This is a genomic window from Simplicispira sp. 125 (assembly GCF_003096555.1).
Taxonomy (GTDB): Bacteria; Pseudomonadota; Gammaproteobacteria; order Burkholderiales; family Burkholderiaceae_C; genus Simplicispira.
Map to the genome: position 1 here is coordinate 523,558 of NZ_QEKM01000001.1, position 17,485 is coordinate 541,042.

Genomic DNA, 17,485 nt, shown 5'->3' on the forward strand with positions numbered 1-17,485 from the left:
TGGTCAGACCAGCTTGCGCTTGGGGGCCGTGCGGATGTGCGTGACGTAGAGCGTGAGCCCGGTAAACGCCAGGCCGCCGACCAGGTTGCCCAGCACCACGGGGATTTCGTTCCAGAGGAAGTAGTCGAGGATGGAGAAGTTGCCGCCCATCATCAGGCCCGAGGGGAACAGAAACATGTTCACCACCGAGTGCTCGAAGGTCATGGCAAAAAACACCATCACCGGCATCCACATGGCGATGACCTTGCCGCTGACGGTGGTGGAAATCATGGCCCCCACCACGCCGGTGGACACCATCCAGTTGCACAGCATGCCGCGGATGAAGATGGTGATCCAGCCCATCAAGCCGTGTTGCGCATAGCCCAGGGTGCGCGCCTCGCCGATGTGGCCGATCTTGGTGCCCACCTCGTTGGGGGGCACCGAAAAACCGTAGGTGAAGATGAAGGCCATCATGAAGGCCACGGTCAGCGCCCCCAGAAAATTGCCGACAAAAACTAGCCCCCAGTTGCGCAGCACCCCCTTGACCGTGACGCCGGGGCGCTTGTCGAGCCAGGCCAGCGGGGTGAGCACGAACACGCCGGTCAGCAGATCGAAGCCCAGCAGGTAGAGCATGCAAAACCCCACGGGGAACAGGATGGCGCCCACCAGCGCCGAGCCTGTCATGACGGTGGCCGAGACGGCAAACACGGCTGCCAGCGACAGGATGGCGCCCGCCATATACGCGCGAATCAGGGTGTCGCGGGTGGACATGTAGACCTTGGATTCACCGGCATCCACCATCTTGGTGACGAATTCGGAAGGGACGAGGTAGGCCATGGTGTTCTTTCTGCGGTAGTCGGGGTCGAAAAGGTGTTACGCCGTGGTGGCTGTAGTGGCGCTGCGCTGGCAGGGCCCGGCGAGAGGGCGCGTCTCGGTGGTGGCGTGGTGCGCCAGTTCGTCGGCGTCCAGGAACACCTGGCCGTCCTCCACCTTGACCTGGAACTTCGGCGTGCAGCCCTCGTCGGGCGCTGCGGCCTGGCCGTCGCACAGGCCGATGGTCCAGTTGTGCAGCGGGCAGGCCACGCTGTGGCCGAACACGATGCCCTGCGACAGTTGCCCGCCCTTGTGCGGGCAGCGGTCGAGCAGGGCGAAGATCTCGCCCGCCTCGGTCCGGAACACGGCCACCTCCAGGCCCTGGGCGCGCTGAACGCGGCGTGCGCCCAGCACAGGGATGTCGTCTACGCGGCAAATGGGTTTCCATGTGGTCATCGCTATTCCTTTTGTAGCTGGTAGCGCTTATCTATAAAGCGCTATGGGCTGTTTTTGTATAAATATTGTTCAGACTACGGCGATGGGGGTGAACTGGCGCTGGTCCACCCGCGCTTTGTCGAAATCGAACCAGGGGTCGGGCGCGCCTTCGAGCGCGCCTTGCAGGCGCGCCCACAGGGCTTTGCGGCCTTCGTGGTCGTCGAGCACTTTCTTTTTCACGTAGTCCAGACCCACGCGCGCTACGTAGTGCACGGTGCGCTCCAGGTACCAGCCTTCCTCGCGGTAGAGCTGCATGAAGGCGCCGGTGTACTCCATGACTTCCTCGGCGGTTTTGAGCTTGACGAAGAACTGCGCCACCTCGGTCTTGATGCCACCGTTGCCCGCCACGTACATCTCCCAGCCGCTGTCCACGCCGATGATTCCCACGTCCTTGATGCCGCTCTCGGCGCAGTTGCGCGGGCAGCCGCTGACGGCGAACTTGACCTTGTGCGGTGCGTGCATGCCCACAAAGGCGCGTTCCAGGTCCTTGCCCATTTGGGTGCTGTCCTGCGTGCCCATGCGGCACCACTCGCTGCCCACGCAGGTCTTCACCGTGCGCAGCGCCTTGGCGTAGGCGTGGCCGCTGGGCATGCCGATGTCGCGCCACACGGCCTGCAGGTCTTCCTTCTTCACGCCCAGCAGGTCGATGCGTTGGCCGCCCGTGACCTTGACGGTGGGAATTTTGTATTTGTCCACCACATCGGCGATGCGGCGCAGCTCGTCGGCCGTGGTTTCGCCACCCCACATGCGGGGCACCACGGAATAGGTGCCGTCCTTCTGGATGTTAGCGTGGCTGCGCTCGTTGATGGCGCGGCTTTGCGGGTCGTCCTGCGCCTCCTTGGGCCAGGTGCTGATGCAGTAGTAGTTGATGGCCGGGCGGCAGCCGGGGCAGCCGTTGGGGGTCTTCCAGTCCATGAAACGGAATACCGCGCCCGTGCTCAGCAGCTTGTGCGTGCGGATGGCGTCGCGCACGGCCTGGTGGCCGTGGTCGGTGCAGCCGCACAGGGGCTTGGTTTTGGGCGTGGCCGAGTAGTCGCCCCCGGCGGTGAACATCAGAATCTGTTCGACCAGGCCGGTGCACGACCCGCAGCTCGCGCTGGCCTTGGTGTGCTTGCGCACCTCGTCCAGCGTGAACAGGCCCTTGTCTTTGATGGCCTTGCAGATGGTGCCCTTGGTGACGCCATTGCAGCCGCACACCTCGTCGCTGTCCAGCATGGCGGCGGCCTTGTTGTGGCCCTGGTGGCCGGCGTCGCCCATGTTGGATTCGCCAAACATCAGCTTGTCGCGGATGTCGCCGACGGGGCGGGCGTCGCGCAGCAGCTTGAAGTACCAGCTGCCATCCACCGTGTCGCCATACAGGCAAGCGCCTATAAGCTTGTCGTCCTTGAGCACCAGTTTCTTGTACACGCCGCCGCTCGGGTCGCTCATGACGATCTCCTCGGTGCCCGCGCCGCCCTGGAAGTCCCCGGCCGAGAACAGGTCGATGCCCGTCACCTTGAGCTTGGTGGACGTGAGCGAGCCCTGGTAGCGGTCAATGCCAAACTCCGCTAGGTGGTTGGCCAACACGCGGGCCTGCTCGAACAGCGGCGCCACCAGACCGTAGGCAATGCCCCGGTGCGCCGCGCACTCGCCCACGGCGTAGATGCGCGCGTCGGTGGTGGTTTGTAGCGTGTCGCTCACCACAATGCCACGGTTCACGTGCAGGCGCATCTTTTCGGCGAGCTGCGTGTTGGGGCGGATGCCCACGGCCATCACCACCAGGTCGGCGGGCACCTCGGTGCCGTCCTTGAATTGCACGGCCCGGACCCGTTGTTTCGACGGGGCCTCTTCCCCGTCTGCACGGCCGTTCTCGTTGCCCAGCAGCGCAGCAGTTTGGCCCTGCATGAGGAACTGCATGCCGCGCTCGGCCAGCGACTTTTGCAGCATCTTGCCGGCCACGCTGTCGAGCTGGCGCTCCATCAGCCATTCGCTGGCGTGCACCACGGTCACCTGCATGCCGCGTTTCATCAGGCCGTTGGCGGCCTCCAGTCCCAACAGGCCGCCACCAATGACGACCGCATGCTGGTAGGTGGCCGCCGCATCGATCATGGCCTGCGTGTCGGCAATGTCGCGGTAGGCCAGCACGCCGTCGAGCTCCTTGCCCGGCAAGGGCAGGATGAACGGGTTGGAGCCCGTGGCGAGGATAAGGCGGTCGTATTCGGCGCTGATCTGCTCGCCCGCTGCGCTGGTGCCGTGCACCACGCGGTGCACGCGGTCTACATCGGTGACCGTGCAGCCCGTGTGCAGGGTGATACCGTTGTCCTGGTACCAGGACCAGTCGTTGAGGATGATCTCGTCCACCGTCTGCTCCCCCGCCAGCACGGGCGAGAGCAGGATGCGGTTGTAGTTCGGGTGCGGCTCGGCGCCGAACACCGTGATGTCGTACAGGCCGGGTGCGATCTTGAGCAGCTCTTCGAGCGTGCGCACACCGGCCATTCCGTTGCCTACCATGACCAGCCTGGGTTTTTTCATCGGAGCCCCTCCCTGGGCAATTGCATTGCAGAACATGGGCGCGTTGGATGTGCGCCTGTATGCACTGCAATGCAATGACCGTGCCAGCGTTGAAATGCTTGTGTGCTTTGTCTATGGGTACAGGAGTGCGCACCCTGGCAGTGCGGTAGGCCAGAACCGTGCGGTGCCTGAGGCGTTTGCACCATGCTGGGGTGCTGTGCCAGCGCCTGGTGCGTCGCAAGGTGCGTCTGCGCCATGGCGGCGCACATACCGAGAGAGAAAGCGAAAGGCCCGCACCGTTTGCACGGTGCGGGCCTTGTGGGGCGCCAGAATTCTGGCGTCGGAATGCAGTGTTTAGCTGCGGTTGCCGGTGGCGATTTTGCCGGCGCGGGCAGCGGTCACGGCCTCTGCACGCACAGCGGTGCGGTCCTGGGTGCTGACAGCGCGGGCTGCGTGGTCGGCCACAGGGCCCTTGGCGAAATTAGGCAGTGCTGCATGGCCTTCGGCGCGCACTTCGGTGCTGCTGCGGGTGGATTGGACGCGGGCTTCGAAGTCGGTGCCGTACAGGTCGCCATTGAGTTCAGCGGCTTGTGCGCCGATCGAGGCAAAAGCGGCAACGGCGGCAATGGAGAGGATGCGTGCGGTGTTCATGGTGGTGTCCTTGATGCAGAAAAAATGGTGGGGTGCTCAAGGCGCCTGCCAGGTCTGCAGGCGCCGGGGTTTTTAGCTGCGGTTGCCAGTGGCGATCAGGCCTGCACGGGCGGCGGTCACGGCCTCTGCACGCACAGCGGTGCGGTCCTGGGTGCTGACAGCGCGGGCTGCGTGGTCGGCCACAGGGCCCTTGGCAAAGCTAGCCAGTGCCTGCTGACCTTCGGCGCGCACATCGGCGCTGCTGCGGGTGGACTGGACGCGGGCTTCGAAGTCGGTGCCGTACAGGTCGCCATTGAGTTCGGCGGCTTGTGCGCCGATCGAGGCAAAAGCGGCAACGGCGGCAATAGAGAGAATGCGTGCGGTGTTCATGATGGTGTCCTTTCAAACGTACTCTGTGGATCCGCTGGCCGCAGAAGCCATCGAGTCCTGCGGGGCGGTTTCGGTGAGTCGCCTTAGCGGGTTCGTCTCATCGATGGGTTGAACTGTACGCCCCTATTGGTCATGAAAAAACTACTCAGTCTATAATTGACTATTCCGGTATTTGGAATAATTGGCGTGTCTGGGGTGAGAAATCGGGCGTATACACGGCAGCACACAACTTGGTACAAGGCCCCGTTGCGCTATGGGCGTGGATGGGCTGAAATAGGCTTTTGCAGCCTGTTATCCCGAGGGAGGTGTTCCATGACCGTCGTAGCCGAAATTCTCAAGTCCAAACCGGATTCCATCGTGCAGTCCATCGGGCCCACGGACACTGTTCTAGAAGCGCTGCGCCGTATGGGCGACAAGGGCATTGGCGCACTGCTGGTCATGGAGAACGACGCCATCGTGGGCATCATCACCGAGCGCGACTACGCCCGCAAGATTGCCCTCATGGGCCGTACCTCGGACAAAACCCTGGTGCGCGACGTGATGACGACGTCTGTGCTGTGCGTGCATTCCACCCAGACCAGCGAGCAGTGCATGCAGCTGATGACCAGCAAGCGCCTGCGCCACCTGCCGGTGGTGGACGACGGCAAGCTGCTGGGCATGATCTCCATCGGTGACTTGGTGAAAGACATCATCTCCGAGCAGAAATTTATCATCGAGCAGCTGGAGCACTACATCACAGGTGGTCGCCGCTGAACGACGGCAAGCCCCCCTGGGTCGGGTTTGCCTCTTTGACTGAGGGTAGTCCACTGGCTTTAGATCAGCCTTCGATGCAGCTGATGCGGGATGAATCAGCGGATTTGACACTCCAAGTCACCTTGTTTGATGGGTAATGTGGCCTGCTGCCGCAAGCGATTGGCCAGCGGCTGGGCATGCTAATAGGCCGGTCACGGCCAGGATCTTCGCCACGATACGTAAGCCATTTATGGCGGTGTTATCGCAAGTTCCGTACAGAAAGATGTATTGCACGGCCTTTTCATGCCTGAAACTTGCTAATGGCAGGGCTTTCCCGGTCACGCCTGAGGTCAAGGCCCTTGTATACACCCAGTCACAAACATTTTTTGGACGGAGTTTCCTGCATGACGACTTCTTTGAAACGGCGCCATTTCACTGCCGGACTGGCGCTTGCCCCTTTGGCGGCCAGCGGCTTGCTGACGGGCTGCAGCAATATCCCTGACATCATCAAGATCGGGGTAGCGCAGCCGTTGAGTGGCCCGCTGGCCGCCCTGGGGCAGGATTTGCTCAATGGCGTGAACCTGGCCGTGAGCGAGTTGAATAAGAACAACTACGCCATTGACGGCAAACGCGTCACGCTGGAGGTGGTTGCAATGGACGACCGGGCCGACGCTGCCACAGGCAAAGCCGTGGCGCAGCAGTTGGTGGATGCGGGGATCGTGGCTGTCATTGGGCACCTCAATTCGGGCGTGAGCATCGAGACAGCGCCCATTTACGGTGCCAAGGATATTGCGCAGATTGCGATCTCCACGAACCCAAAGTTCACGCAGCTGGGCTTGTCCACCACTTTCCGCATGGTGGCTAACGACGATCTGCAGGCACGTGCCATTGGCTCGTTTGCTGCGTCGCAGTTTGGGGCTGTGCGCTATGCCGCGCTGGACGATGGGACGCCTTATGGCAAGGGCTTGACCGATGGCGCCGTGGTCCAGCTCAAGGCCGAGAAGCGCGAGGTGGTGCTGCGCCAGTCGTTTGACGACAAGACGGTGGCGTTTGACAAGCTGGCGGAGGAAATCAAGGCCGCAAATGTCGAGGTCATCGTCTCCACGTTGAATGACTTTCAGGCTGTGGCCCTGATTGAGGCGCTTAAAAAGATCGACTACACCCGGGTACGCCTGCTCGGCGGTGACACGATCAAAACCACCGATATGGCCAAGGCGGCCGGCATCATCGAAGGTATTTTTGCCACCTCGCCGGTGCTGGAGGCCAAGGAATTCGTCACCGGTCGCCAGTTCCTGGAGAAGTACCTTGAGGCTTTCAAGAAGCCCCCGGCGTATGGCGGCCACTACACCTACGACAGCATGTATGTGCTGTCGGCAGCGCTGCAGAAGGCCAAGTCGGCCAAGCCCAAGGATGTGACGGCCGCGATGCATTCCATCAACGGCTATGCACCGGTGACCGGCACCATGACCTGGGACGATAAAGGCGAGCAGCGCTACGCCGCCGTGGGCGTGTATGAACTGCGGCGCGGCAATTGGGAGCTGCGCATGCGGTCAGACCGCTGGTAAGCGTGCTGCTCGGCGCGTGAAATGGGCAAGCCTGTGCCAGGGGCCACCGCGCAAAGGCTTGCCCTGCGCGCTGGTGGCTCCCCCCCCTTCTCTTGCAGCGTGTAGCGATATAGGGGTGTGTCTATCTTTCAGCATTCCACCACGTTCACGGCCAGGCCACCGCGCGAGGTTTCCTTGTACTTGGACATCATGTCGGCGCCAGTTTGCACCATGGTCTTGATCACCTGATCGAGCGACACCACGTGCTGGCCGTCGCCGCGCAGTGCCAGGCGCGCGGCATTGATGGCCTTGATGGCGCCCATGGCGTTGCGCTCGATGCAGGGAATCTGCACTTGCCCGCCCACGGGGTCGCAGGTCATGCCCAGGTTGTGCTCCATACCGATCTCGGCCGCATTCTCTGCCTGCGCGGGTGTGCCACCCAGCACGGCGGCCAGAGCCCCGGCTGCCATCGAGCAGGCCACGCCCACTTCCCCTTGGCAGCCCACTTCGGCGCCTGAGAGCGAGGCGTTGAGTTTGTAGATGCTGCCAATGGCGCCTGCCGTGAGCAGGAAGTCGAAAATGCCCGCCTCGTTGGCGCCCGGCACAAAGTTAATGTAGTAGTGCAGCACCGCCGGGATCACCCCGGCCGCCCCATTGGTGGGCGCCGTCACCACGCGGCCCCCGGCAGCGTTTTCCTCGTTCACGGCCATGGCGTAGAGGTTGACCCAGTCCAGCATGGAGAGCGGGTCGCGCAGCGCAGCCTCGGGGTTGCTGCTCAGGCTGCGCTGCAGCTCTGCAGCCCGGCGCCGGATGCGCATTGGCCCGGGCAGGGTACCGCCTGTAGCGCAGCCGCGCCGTACGGCCCCAGCCATGGTGTGCCAGATGGCCCGCAACTGCGTCTGCACTTCGTCGGGGCTGCGCCACTGCGCTTCGTTGGCACGCATGATCTGCGCGATGCCCAGGCCGCTGGTTTGGCACTGTGCCAGCAGCTGTGCGCCGCTGGTAAAGGGGTAGGGTGCCGTGGATGTGGCGTTGCCAGGCGCGCTGCCATTGAGTACGCGCTCACCCGCCGCATCCACCACAAAGCCACCGCCGATCGAGAAGTACTCGGCCACGGTGGTTTCGGCTCCTTGCGCGTCCAGGGCTGCAAAGCGCATGCCATTGGGGTGGCGTGGCAGGCTTTTGCGGCGGTACAGCAGGTGTTCCTTTTCCACAAAGCGCACAGGGTGTTCGCCCAGCAGTGCCAGCCGTTGCTGGCTGCGGATGGTGTCGATGGCCGGGGTGATGTGCTCGGGGTCGATCTGGTCGGGCTCGTGTCCGGCCAGCCCCAGCAGGATGGCGCGGTCGGTGCCGTGGCCGATGCCTGTGGCGGCTAGCGAGCCGAACAGCTCCACGCGCACGCCATGCACGGCGGCCAGCCCCGGCATCTGTTGCAGCTGGCAGGCGAAATGGCGCGCCGCGATCATGGGGCCCACGGTGTGGGAGCTGGACGGGCCGATGCCGATTTTGAAGAGGTCGAAAACGCTGACGGTCATGGTGTGTGGGGTGCGCGGGGGCCGGGCGCAAAAGGGGCCAACAAAAAGGCACCCCGTGGGTGCCGTGGATCGGTGGTGCTGACGGTAGGTGTGTGCGAGTGGGGCTGCAAGATCGCTATCCCTGAGCGTGTGGGGCGCCTTGTGCGGTGGAGGTGGTGTGGTTGCTATGAAATAAATAGCTTTTTGCGCTTTATTGGTAAGCGTTAGAGGCTGTTCTGCCTCAAATATTTGGGACTTACTTCAGCTGGGATTGCGGGGCATGAATCTTTCTTTTAGAGGCGCCGGGTGGGGCGGTTGAGGGCGGAGGCCGGGTCTCGCCCCGGCGGGCGACCTCCTTTCTTGTCGCGCGATAAGCAAGGAGGCAAAGAAACGCGCCCCACAGTCTGCGACCCCTTCGCGCAGCGAAGGGGCAAACCTGCGTCGGGGCGCTTGCGGGGTGCGCCGCGTAACTCACTGCGCGCCTGCGGCGCTCCATTCAGACAGACGCGGCGAGTCAGTTCACGAAGCATGCGCGCGGGGGCGCGCATGCTCACCCCGCAAACGCCCCGCCGCAGGCGCAGCCAGAAGGGGGTTTGAAGACCGCAATCCACACGGGCCATCGCTGCGCTCGCCCCTGCATTCGCGGGCGCAAGCGCCTCGCGCTGCGCAGGCCAGGCCGAGCAAAGCGATGGCCCGTGCGGCTGTTTGGACTTTCCCTGCCCCTTCTGTATGCGCCGAGGAGCGCAGGGCGCGGGGTGGCGGGTGTGCCGCAGGACACACCCGCTTCGTGATCTGACTCGCCGTGGTTGTTCGAGCGGCGCGCCGAAGGCGCAAAGCGAGTTCCACGGCGCACCCCGTGACCGCGCACCGCAGGTTGCCCGCAGCGAAGCGAAGGGACGCAGACTGTAGGGTCGCCCTTTCTTTGGTGACTTTCTTTCGGCGAAGCGAAAGAAAGTTACTGCGCCGCCGGGCGCACACCCCGGCTCCCGCCCCTTGCAAAGGCACGCTGATAGCTGCAAAAAATATAGCTGCTGACGTATGACCAACAAGCGACAGATGCCAAAAACACCAAAAACCGGCCAGCTTCTCACATCCCCAGCGCCCGCCCCAGCATCACCGGCGCATCCCACCCCCGGATGCGCGGCCGCTGGCACAGGCTGTGGCCGTGCAGCGCATCCACCTTGTCGAGGATGCGCAAGCCCCCTTGCACCACCAGCCGCAATTCCCAGCCGATGCGCCCCGGTAGGCGGTGCACCAGCGGCGCGCCCTCCAGCATCGTGGCGCGTGCCCAGCGGGCATGTTCGGTGATGAGCGCGGTGGTACGAGGCGTCGGCTGCAGTGCCTGCAACTGCGAACGGTTCACGCCGTGGGCGGCGCAGTCGTCGTCGGGCAAATAGAAGCGCCCCCGGGGAATGTCCACGCTCAGGTCTTGCCAGAAATTGATGAGCTGCAGCGCGGTGCAGATGGCATCGCTCTCCTGCAGGGCCTGCGCGCTGTGCACGCCGTACAGGTGCAGCAGCAGACGGCCCACCGGGTTGGCAGAGCGGCGGCAGTAGTCCAGCAGCTCGGCACGGCTGGCATAACCCGCGCTGTCGCGGGTTTTTTCCACGTCTTGCACAAAGGCGCTGAGCAGGTCGTCCAGCAGGGGTACGGGCAAGTGGTGGCTGCGCAGAACGCCTGCAAGGGGTGCAAACACCTCGGGCCAGCGGGCCGATACGGCGTTGTCCGTGGCGGTGGCATGCAGGTCGGCCCGGTAGGCGGCCAAGTCGTGCAGGCGTTCGGCCGGGTTGGCGTTGCCTTCGTCGGCCAGGTCGTCGGCGGTGCGGGCAAAGGCGTAAATGGCGGCAATGGGCGTGCGCAGATGCGGCGGGCACAGCCACGAGGCCACGGGAAAGTTCTCGTAGTGAGTAATGGCCTGGGGCGGGGCTGGGGGCTGAGGGGCGGGGGTGTTCACGGTGCTGATTGTCGCTTGACAAGAAAAGGACGATCACATAGATTACTAACCAGTCAGTCAGTAATATTCCGGACCCATTCCATGCGCACACCGCAAGCACCGTTGCCCCAGCAGGGGCTTTTTTTCGGCCCGTTTCGACTTCTGCGGTACGCCAGTGGCGTGGGTGCAGTCGCCTTGTTTTTGGCCGCCTGCACGCCTGCGGAGCCTCCGCCAGAGCCTGTGCGGGCCGTCAAACTGGTGACCGTTGGCGTGGAGGCCTTGCAGGCGTACCAGGATTATTCGGGTGAGGTGCGCGCGCGCACCGAGTCGCGCCTGGGCTTTCGCGTGGCAGGCAAGATCGTGCAGCGCCAGGCCGAATTGGGGCAGCGCGTGCGTGCCGGGCAGGCGCTGGCCCAGCTGGATCCGCAGGACTACCAGTTGGCCGCGTCGGCAGCGCAGGCCCAGGTGTCCGCCGCGCAGACGCAGCATGATCTGGCGGCAGCGGATTTCCAGCGGTTTGCGGCCCTGAAAGCGCAGAACTTCATCAGCGGTGCCGAGCTGGACCGGCGCGAAGCGTCGCTCAAGGCCGCCAGGGCCACGTTGGCGCAGGCCCGGGCACAGGCTTCGGCGCAGGGCAACCAAGCCACCTACACCCGGCTGGTGTCCGATGTGGACGGTGTCGTCACTGCCGTGGATGCCGAGGTGGGCCAGGTGGTGAGTGCGGGCACGCCGGTGCTGCGCATTGCCCAGGACGGTGCACGCGATGTGGTGTTTGCCGTGCCCGAAGACAAGGTCACCCGTCTGCGGGTGGGCCAGGCAGTCACTGTGCGTTCGTGGTCCGGGGGCGAGACCCTGCAGGCCCGCGTGCGCGAGGTGGCGGCCAGTGCCGACCCGGTGACGCGCACCTTTGTCGTCAAGGCCGGTATCGAGGCGGGCCAGGTGCCGCCCCTGGGGGCCACGGTGCATGTCACGCCGGAAGCCCTCGGCGCGGTAGGCCGGTCCGCCATCAAGCTGCCCACCACGGCACTGCGCCAGGAAGGCGCGGCAACCGCTGTGTGGGTGTATGAGCCGGATACAGGCACCGTGCGCTCACAAGCGGTGCAAGTGGTTACGGCCGATGGCAATGAGGCTGTGATTACGGACGGACTGGTGCCCGGCATGCAGGTGGTGAGTACCGGCGTGCATGTGCTGACGCCAGGGCAGAAGGTCAGTATTTTTGAGCAAAAATCGGCTCAATCACTCTCTGGTAAAGCGCAAGCAGCTACAAAAAATGTAGTGTCTGTGCCCCCAGCGTCGGCTGCGGCGGCTTCTGCTTCGGCGACCCGGTGAGCGCACCATGAAGCAAACGCCACAGAACAACGGCTTCAACCTCTCGGCCTGGGCCATCAACCATGCCCCGCTAACGCGCTACCTCATGGTGGTGCTGATGGTGATGGGCATTGCCGCTTATTTCCAGCTTGGCCAGGACGAGGACCCGCCCTTCACCTTCCGCGCCATGGTGGTGCGCACTTACTGGCCTGGCGCCACGGCGCAGCAGGTGGCCGAACAGGTGACCGACAAGATCGAGCGCACCTTGCAGGAGGTGCCGCTGGCCGACAAGATCCGCAGCTATTCCAAGCCGGGCGAGTCGCAGATCATTCTGGAAATCAAGGACAGCTCGCGCTCGAACGAGGTCGCCAACGTTTGGTACAGCGTGCGCAAGAAGGTGGGCGACATGCGCTACACCTTGCCACAAGGCGTGCAGGGCCCGTTCTTCAACGACGACTTTGGCGATGTATTCGGCGTGATTTATGCGCTGGAGGCCGACGGGTTCAGCTATGCCGAGGCCAAACAGTTTGCCGACGACGTGCGCCAGAAGCTGCTGCGTGTGCCCGATGTTGCCAAGGTCGAGCTGTTTGGCGTGCAGGATGAAAAGCTCTATATCGAGATCTCGCAAAGCCGCCTCTCCCAGCTCGGGCTGGACATGAACCAGGTGCTGGCACAACTGGGCCAGCAGAACGCGGTGGAAAGTGCGGGCATTGTGCAGACGCCGCAGGACCAGTTGCAGGTGCGTGTGGCCGGGCAGTTCCGGGCCATGGAGGACTTGAGCGCCATGCCGATTCGCGGCGCTTCGGGTGCGCAGTTGCGCCTGGGGGATATCGCCACGATCCAGCGCGGGTATGTCGAGCCCACCGCCGTCAAGGTACGGCATGAGGGGCGCGAGGTGGTCGCCCTGGGGGTCTCCATGGCCAAGGGCGGCGACATCATCCGTCTGGGCAAGGCCCTGCGCAGTGCGACGGCGGATATCGAAAAAACACTGCCCGCCGGAGTGCGCCTGGCCAATGTGCAGGACCAACCCCAGGCCGTGGCCCGTTCCGTCAATGAATTCGTCAAGGTGCTCATCGAGGCCGTGGCCATCGTGCTGGCTGTGAGTTTTGTCAGCCTGGGCCTGCACAAGCGGGCAGGCCAGCAGCCCTGGTGGCGGCGCTGGTATATCGACCCGCGCCCGGGGCTGGTGGTAGGCATCACCATTCCGTTGGTGCTGGGCGTGACCTTTCTGGCCATGTGGTACTGGGGGATTGGGTTGCACAAGGTGTCGCTGGGCTCGCTCATCATCGCCCTGGGCCTGTTGGTGGACGATGCCATCATTGCCGTGGAGATGATGGTGCTCAAGCTCGAGGAGGGCTACGACAAGATGCGCGCCGCCACCTTCGCTTATGAGCTGACGGCCATGCCCATGCTCACGGGCACACTCATCACGGCGGCAGGTTTTCTGCCCATTGGCATTGCCAGGTCGTCTGTGGGCGAATACGCCTTCGCCATCTTCGCCGTGACGGTGATCGCGCTGGTGCTGAGCTGGCTGGCCTCGGTGTATTTCGTGCCGTACCTGGGCACATTGCTGCTCCAGCCGCCGCCGGGCCGCCCCAAGGCGGCTGGCGCCCCCTTGGGGGGCAGCGAAGCACAGGCAGTGGCGAGTGTGGGGGCCAGTGATCTGCCTGCGCATGTGGCCGCAGCGGGCATCACTGATGATCCGCGCGAGGTGTTCGACAGCCCGTTCTACAAAGCCTTCCGCCGTTTGGTGCACTGGTGCGTGGAGCACCGCTGGGCCACCATTGGTGCCACGCTGCTCACTTTTGCGCTGGGCATTGCCGGTATGGGTGTGGTGCAGCAGCAGTTTTTCCCCGATTCGAACCGGCCTGAGGTGCTGGTCGACCTGTGGTTTCCCGAGGGCACCTCTTTTGCAGGAAACGAGGAGGTCACCCGCCGCGTGGAGAAGCGCCTGATGGAGCAACCCGGCGTGGCATCGGTCAGTGGCTGGGTGGGTTCGGGCGTGCCACGTTTCTATTTGCCGCTGGACCAGGTGTTTCCGCAAAGCAATGTGTCGCAATTCATTGTGCTGGCGCAAGATCTCCAAAAACGCGGTGCCTTGCTGCGGACGCTACCGACCGTTCTGGCGCAGGAGTTTCCTGAGGTGCGCGGCCGCGTCAAGCTGCTGCCCAATGGGCCGCCAGTGCCTTATCCGGTGCAGTTCCGCGTGGTGGGGCCGGACCCGACGGTGCTGCGCGCACATGCCGACGAAGTGAAAGCCGTGATGCGCGAACACGCCAAGATGCGCGGCGTGAACGACAACTGGAACGAATCGGTGAAGGTGTTGCGCCTGAAGGTCGATCAGGACAAGGCGCGTGCCCTGGGCGTGAGCAGCCAGTCCATCGCCCAGGCCTCCCGGGTCATGCAGTCGGGTATGACGGTAGGCCAGTTCCGCGAAGACGACAAGCTCATCGACATCGTGCTGCGCCAGCCCGAGGACGAGCGCCGCGCCATCACCGATATCGGCAACGCTTATCTGCCCACGGCGTCGGGCAAGTCGATACCGCTGACGCAGATTGCCAAGCCGGTGTTTGCCTGGGAGCCAGGCGTGATGTGGCGCGAGGGCCGTGAATACGCCATCACGGTACAGGGCGATGTGGTCGAGGGCATGCAGGGCGCTACGGTGACGCAGATGCTGCTGCCTGGTTTGCGAAAGATCGAGGCCGCATGGCAGCAAAGCGGGCAGGGGGCCTATCGCATCGTGGTGGCTGGCGCCGTGGCGGAAAGCTCCAAGGGCTCGTCGTCCATCGCGGCAGGTGTGCCCATCATGCTGTTCATCACGTTCACCCTGCTGATGCTGCAACTGCACAGCTTCAGCCGGGCTGTATTGGTCTTCCTGACCGGCCCGCTGGGCATCGCCGGGGTGGCCGGGGCGCTGATTTTGCTGGGGCGTCCGTTCGGCTTTGTGGCGCTGCTGGGTGTGATTGCGCTCATGGGCATGATCCAGCGCAATTCGGTCATTCTGATCGACCAGATAGAAAAAGACCGCGCACGCGGCGTGCCGGCATGGGACGCCATTGTCGAGGCGGCCGTGCGCCGCTTGCGCCCCATCGTACTGACCGCTGCGGCGGCCGTTCTGGCCATGATTCCGCTGTCCCGCAGCGTGTTTTGGGGCCCTATGGCTGTGGCTATCATGGGCGGGCTCATTGTGGCCACGGTGTTGACGCTGCTGGCCCTGCCCGCCATGTATGCGGCCTGGTTCCGCGTGCGCCGACCGGAACCTGTCATCGGAGATGGGCCAGTATCAGGTTAAAATTAAAAGTTAACCAGTTTCATGCAGGCGGCAGTTTTTCTTGCCGCCTGCTTGTTTGATGACCGCGCGGGTGGCGAAATTGGTAGACGCACCAGGTTTAGGTCCTGACGGTGGCAACACTGTGGGGGTTCGAGTCCCCCCCCGCGCACCACCCCTTTTGAAACTAGTCCGGACACGGTGTCACTGCACGGCAGTGGTCACGTTTAACCAAAAATTTAGGAGTAGCCATGGCTGTTACCGTTGAAACCCTTGAAAAGCTCGAACGCAAGATCACGCTGAGCCTGCCCCTGTCCGCCATCCAGAGCGAGGTGGAAACGCGCCTCAAGCGCCTGGCCCGCACCGTCAAGATGGACGGCTTCCGTCCCGGCAAGGTGCCCATGAATGTGGTTTCGCAGCGCTATGGCTACTCGGTGCAGTACGAAGTGCTCAACGACAAGGTCGGCGAGGCTTTTGCCCAGGCGGCCAACGAAGCCAGTCTGCGCGTGGCCGGTCAGCCGCGCATTACTGAAAAAGACGGTGCGCCCGAGGGCGAGGTCGCCTTTGACGCGGTGTTCGAGGTGTTTCCTGAAGTCAAAATTGGGGACCTGACCAGCGCCGAAATCGAAAAACTGTCGGCCGCTGTGGACGATGGCGCCATCGACAAGACCGTTGACATCCTGCGCAAGCAGCGCCGCAGCTTCGCACAGCGCGCCATGGACGCCGCAGCGCAGGACGGCGACCGCGTCACCGTGGACTTTGAAGGCAAGCTCGACGGCGAGACCTTCCAGGGCGGCAAGGCCGAGGACTTCCAGTTCTTGGTGGGCGAAGGCCAGATGCTCAAGGAATTTGAAGATGCCGTGCGCGGCATGAAGCCGGGCGAGAGCAAGACTTTTCCGTTGGCTTTCCCCGAGGAATACCACGGCAAGGATGTGGCAGGCAAGACCGCTGACTTCCTGGTCACCGTTAAAAAGATTGAAGCCGCCCACCTGCCTGAAGTGAACGATGCCCTGGCCAAGTCGCTCGGTATTGCCGACGGCACCGTGGCGGGCCTGCGCGCTGATATCAAGACCAACCTCGAGCGTGAGGTCAAGTTCCGCTTGCTGGCACGCAACAAGCAAGCCGTGATGGAAGCCCTGCTGTCCAAGGCCGAACTCGATCTGCCCAATGCCAGTGTGCAGGGTGAAATCGATCGCCTGAAGGAAGGCGCACGCGCTGACCTCAAGCAGCGTGGTGTCAAGGATGCCGACAAGGCAGAAATCCCTGACGACATCTTCCGCGCCCAGGCCGAGCGCCGCGTGCGCCTGGGCCTGGTGGTGGCAGAACTGGTCAAGACCAACAACCTGCATGCCAAGCCTGAGCAGCTCAAGGCCCATATCGACGAACTGGCCGCCAGCTACGAGAAGCCCGAAGACGTGGTGCGCTGGTATTTTGGCGACCGCCAGCGCTTGGGCGAAGTCGAGGCTGTGGTCATCGAGAACAATGTCGCCGATTTCGTCCTGGCACAGGCCAAGGTGACCGAGAAGGCCATGTCCTTTGACGAACTGATGGCTGGACAGGGCTGATAACTGCTTGAACGCGGCCCATTTTTGGTGGCCGTGTCCGGGTATTGCGCCTTCAGGGGCTTGTGACAACGTTCACAAGCCCCAATTCATTTCTGGGTACAGTACCCGCCTGACAGGAGTAAATATGAGTGCACTGGAAACACAGGCCTTGGGAATGGTCCCGATGGTCATCGAGCAGTCGGGCCGCGGTGAGCGGTCTTACGACATCTATTCGCGCCTTCTCAAAGAGCGCGTGATCTTCCTCGTGGGCGAGGTCAATGATCAGACGGCCAACCTGGTGGTGGCACAGTTGTTGTTCCTGGAGAGTGAGAATCCGGACAAGGACATTTCGTTCTACATCAACTCGCCCGGGGGCAGCGTTACAGCCGGCATGGCGATCTACGACACCATGAACTTTATCAAGCCCGATGTGTCCACGCTGTGCTGTGGCTTTGCCGCCAGCATGGGCGCGTTCCTGCTCGCTGCAGGGGCCAAGGGCAAGCGTTTTTCGTTGCCTAACTCCAAGGTCATGATCCACCAGGTGCTGGGCGGCGCACGCGGCCAGGCCACGGACATCGAGATCCATGCGCGCGACATCTTGCGCACCAAGGACCAAATGAACCGCATTCTTGCCGAGCGCACGGGCCAGACGCTGGAGAAGGTTCAGCGTGACACCGAGCGCGACTATTTCATGACCGCCGATGAAGCCAAGGACTACGGCATCATCGACCAGGTGATCTCCAAGCGTCCCTGACCGTGGCGCGCAGGGCGTGCCCGGACTTTTTTCGTTCCGGGCAACCCTGTTTTTCATTGGGTATCATTCTGACCACTATCTGTAATACAAG

Annotated in this window: 13 protein-coding genes and 1 tRNA gene; 7 read left to right on the top strand and 7 right to left on the bottom strand. The window is 63.3% G+C overall.

Annotated features, from left to right (window positions below; translation table 11 throughout):
• Nucleotides 1–3 precede the first annotated feature (3 nt).
• From C8D04_RS02470 to C8D04_RS02490, 5 genes are all read right to left on the bottom strand, one after another.
• On the bottom strand, nt 4–816 hold the full coding sequence (locus C8D04_RS02470) for a formate/nitrite transporter family protein (RefSeq protein WP_116003448.1): 813 nt from the start codon (nt 814–816) through the stop codon (nt 4–6).
• A gap of 36 nt (nt 817–852) precedes the next feature.
• Nucleotides 853–1,248 (bottom strand): nitrite reductase small subunit NirD, encoded by a 396-nt coding sequence (gene nirD / locus C8D04_RS02475; RefSeq protein WP_116003449.1) that lies wholly within the window; start codon nt 1,246–1,248, stop codon nt 853–855.
• Nucleotides 1,249–1,317: 69 nt separating this feature from the next.
• Entirely contained in the window at nt 1,318–3,798 is a 2,481-nt protein-coding gene (nirB, locus tag C8D04_RS02480; RefSeq protein WP_116003450.1) for a nitrite reductase large subunit NirB, read from the bottom strand.
• Between the two features lie 333 nt (nt 3,799–4,131).
• A complete protein-coding gene (locus C8D04_RS02485; RefSeq protein WP_116003451.1) occupies nt 4,132–4,428 on the bottom strand; it encodes a DUF4148 domain-containing protein in 297 nt (98 codons plus the stop codon).
• A gap of 72 nt (nt 4,429–4,500) precedes the next feature.
• Nucleotides 4,501–4,797 carry a DUF4148 domain-containing protein gene (locus tag C8D04_RS02490; protein ID WP_116003452.1) on the bottom strand — a complete coding sequence of 99 codons (297 nt, stop codon included), beginning with the start codon at nt 4,795–4,797 and terminating at the stop codon, nt 4,501–4,503.
• 312 nt (nt 4,798–5,109) lie between these two features.
• On the opposite strand from C8D04_RS02490, the gene C8D04_RS02495 reads away from it, so the two are divergent.
• Nucleotides 5,110–5,550 carry a CBS domain-containing protein gene (locus tag C8D04_RS02495; protein WP_116003453.1) on the top strand — a complete coding sequence of 147 codons (441 nt, stop codon included), beginning with the start codon at nt 5,110–5,112 and terminating at the stop codon, nt 5,548–5,550.
• A gap of 383 nt (nt 5,551–5,933) precedes the next feature.
• Complete coding sequence (locus C8D04_RS02500) at nt 5,934–7,094, top strand: branched-chain amino acid ABC transporter substrate-binding protein (RefSeq protein WP_116003454.1); 1,161 nt, start codon at nt 5,934–5,936, stop codon at nt 7,092–7,094.
• A 128-nt stretch (nt 7,095–7,222) separates the two neighbouring features.
• On the opposite strand, the gene C8D04_RS02505 is transcribed toward C8D04_RS02500, so the two are convergent.
• Both C8D04_RS02505 and hpnC read right to left on the bottom strand, forming a co-directional pair.
• Nucleotides 7,223–8,608 carry an L-serine ammonia-lyase gene (locus C8D04_RS02505; RefSeq protein WP_116003455.1) on the bottom strand — a complete coding sequence of 462 codons (1,386 nt, stop codon included), beginning with the start codon at nt 8,606–8,608 and terminating at the stop codon, nt 7,223–7,225.
• 1,066 nt (nt 8,609–9,674) lie between these two features.
• Complete coding sequence (hpnC, locus tag C8D04_RS02510) at nt 9,675–10,541, bottom strand: squalene synthase HpnC (protein WP_116003456.1); 867 nt, start codon at nt 10,539–10,541, stop codon at nt 9,675–9,677.
• 81 nt (nt 10,542–10,622) lie between these two features.
• On the opposite strand from hpnC, the gene C8D04_RS02515 reads away from it, so the two are divergent.
• The 5 genes from C8D04_RS02515 to clpP all read left to right on the top strand — a co-directional run bounded on the left by C8D04_RS02515 (nt 10,623) and on the right by clpP (nt 17,394).
• A complete protein-coding gene (locus C8D04_RS02515) occupies nt 10,623–11,849 on the top strand; it encodes an efflux RND transporter periplasmic adaptor subunit (protein ID WP_116003457.1) in 1,227 nt (408 codons plus the stop codon).
• Nucleotides 11,850–11,856: 7 nt separating this feature from the next.
• Entirely contained in the window at nt 11,857–15,120 is a 3,264-nt protein-coding gene (locus C8D04_RS02520; RefSeq protein WP_116003458.1) for an efflux RND transporter permease subunit, read from the top strand.
• Nucleotides 15,121–15,184: 64 nt separating this feature from the next.
• A tRNA-Leu gene (locus C8D04_RS02525) sits at nt 15,185–15,271 on the top strand.
• Nucleotides 15,272–15,347: 76 nt separating this feature from the next.
• Nucleotides 15,348–16,661, top strand: a complete 1,314-nt coding sequence (gene tig, locus C8D04_RS02530) for a trigger factor (RefSeq protein ID WP_116003459.1) — start codon at nt 15,348–15,350, stop codon at nt 16,659–16,661.
• Nucleotides 16,662–16,785: 124 nt separating this feature from the next.
• Nucleotides 16,786–17,394: an ATP-dependent Clp endopeptidase proteolytic subunit ClpP gene (gene clpP, locus C8D04_RS02535; protein WP_116003460.1), complete on the top strand. Its 609-nt coding sequence runs from the start codon at nt 16,786–16,788 to the stop codon at nt 17,392–17,394.
• The last annotated feature ends 91 nt before the right edge of the window (nt 17,395–17,485 follow it).

Bases quoted from the DNA above. Each gene is read 5' to 3' on its own strand.
- C8D04_RS02470 (WP_116003448.1), bottom strand. From the start codon at position 816: ATGGCCTACCTCGTCCCTTCCGAATTCGTCACCAAGATGGTGGATGCC.
- nirD (WP_116003449.1), bottom strand. From the start codon at position 1,248: ATGACCACATGGAAACCCATTTGCCGCGTAGACGACATCCCTGTGCTG.
- nirB (WP_116003450.1), bottom strand. From the start codon at position 3,798: ATGAAAAAACCCAGGCTGGTCATGGTAGGCAACGGAATGGCCGGTGTG.
- C8D04_RS02485 (WP_116003451.1), bottom strand. From the start codon at position 4,428: ATGAACACCGCACGCATCCTCTCCATTGCCGCCGTTGCCGCTTTTGCC.
- C8D04_RS02490 (WP_116003452.1), bottom strand. From the start codon at position 4,797: ATGAACACCGCACGCATTCTCTCTATTGCCGCCGTTGCCGCTTTTGCC.
- C8D04_RS02495 (WP_116003453.1), top strand. From the start codon at position 5,110: ATGACCGTCGTAGCCGAAATTCTCAAGTCCAAACCGGATTCCATCGTG.
- C8D04_RS02500 (WP_116003454.1), top strand. From the start codon at position 5,934: ATGACGACTTCTTTGAAACGGCGCCATTTCACTGCCGGACTGGCGCTT.
- C8D04_RS02505 (WP_116003455.1), bottom strand. From the start codon at position 8,608: ATGACCGTCAGCGTTTTCGACCTCTTCAAAATCGGCATCGGCCCGTCC.
- C8D04_RS02515 (WP_116003457.1), top strand. From the start codon at position 10,623: ATGCGCACACCGCAAGCACCGTTGCCCCAGCAGGGGCTTTTTTTCGGC.
- C8D04_RS02520 (WP_116003458.1), top strand. From the start codon at position 11,857: ATGAAGCAAACGCCACAGAACAACGGCTTCAACCTCTCGGCCTGGGCC.
- tig (WP_116003459.1), top strand. From the start codon at position 15,348: ATGGCTGTTACCGTTGAAACCCTTGAAAAGCTCGAACGCAAGATCACG.
- clpP (WP_116003460.1), top strand. From the start codon at position 16,786: ATGAGTGCACTGGAAACACAGGCCTTGGGAATGGTCCCGATGGTCATC.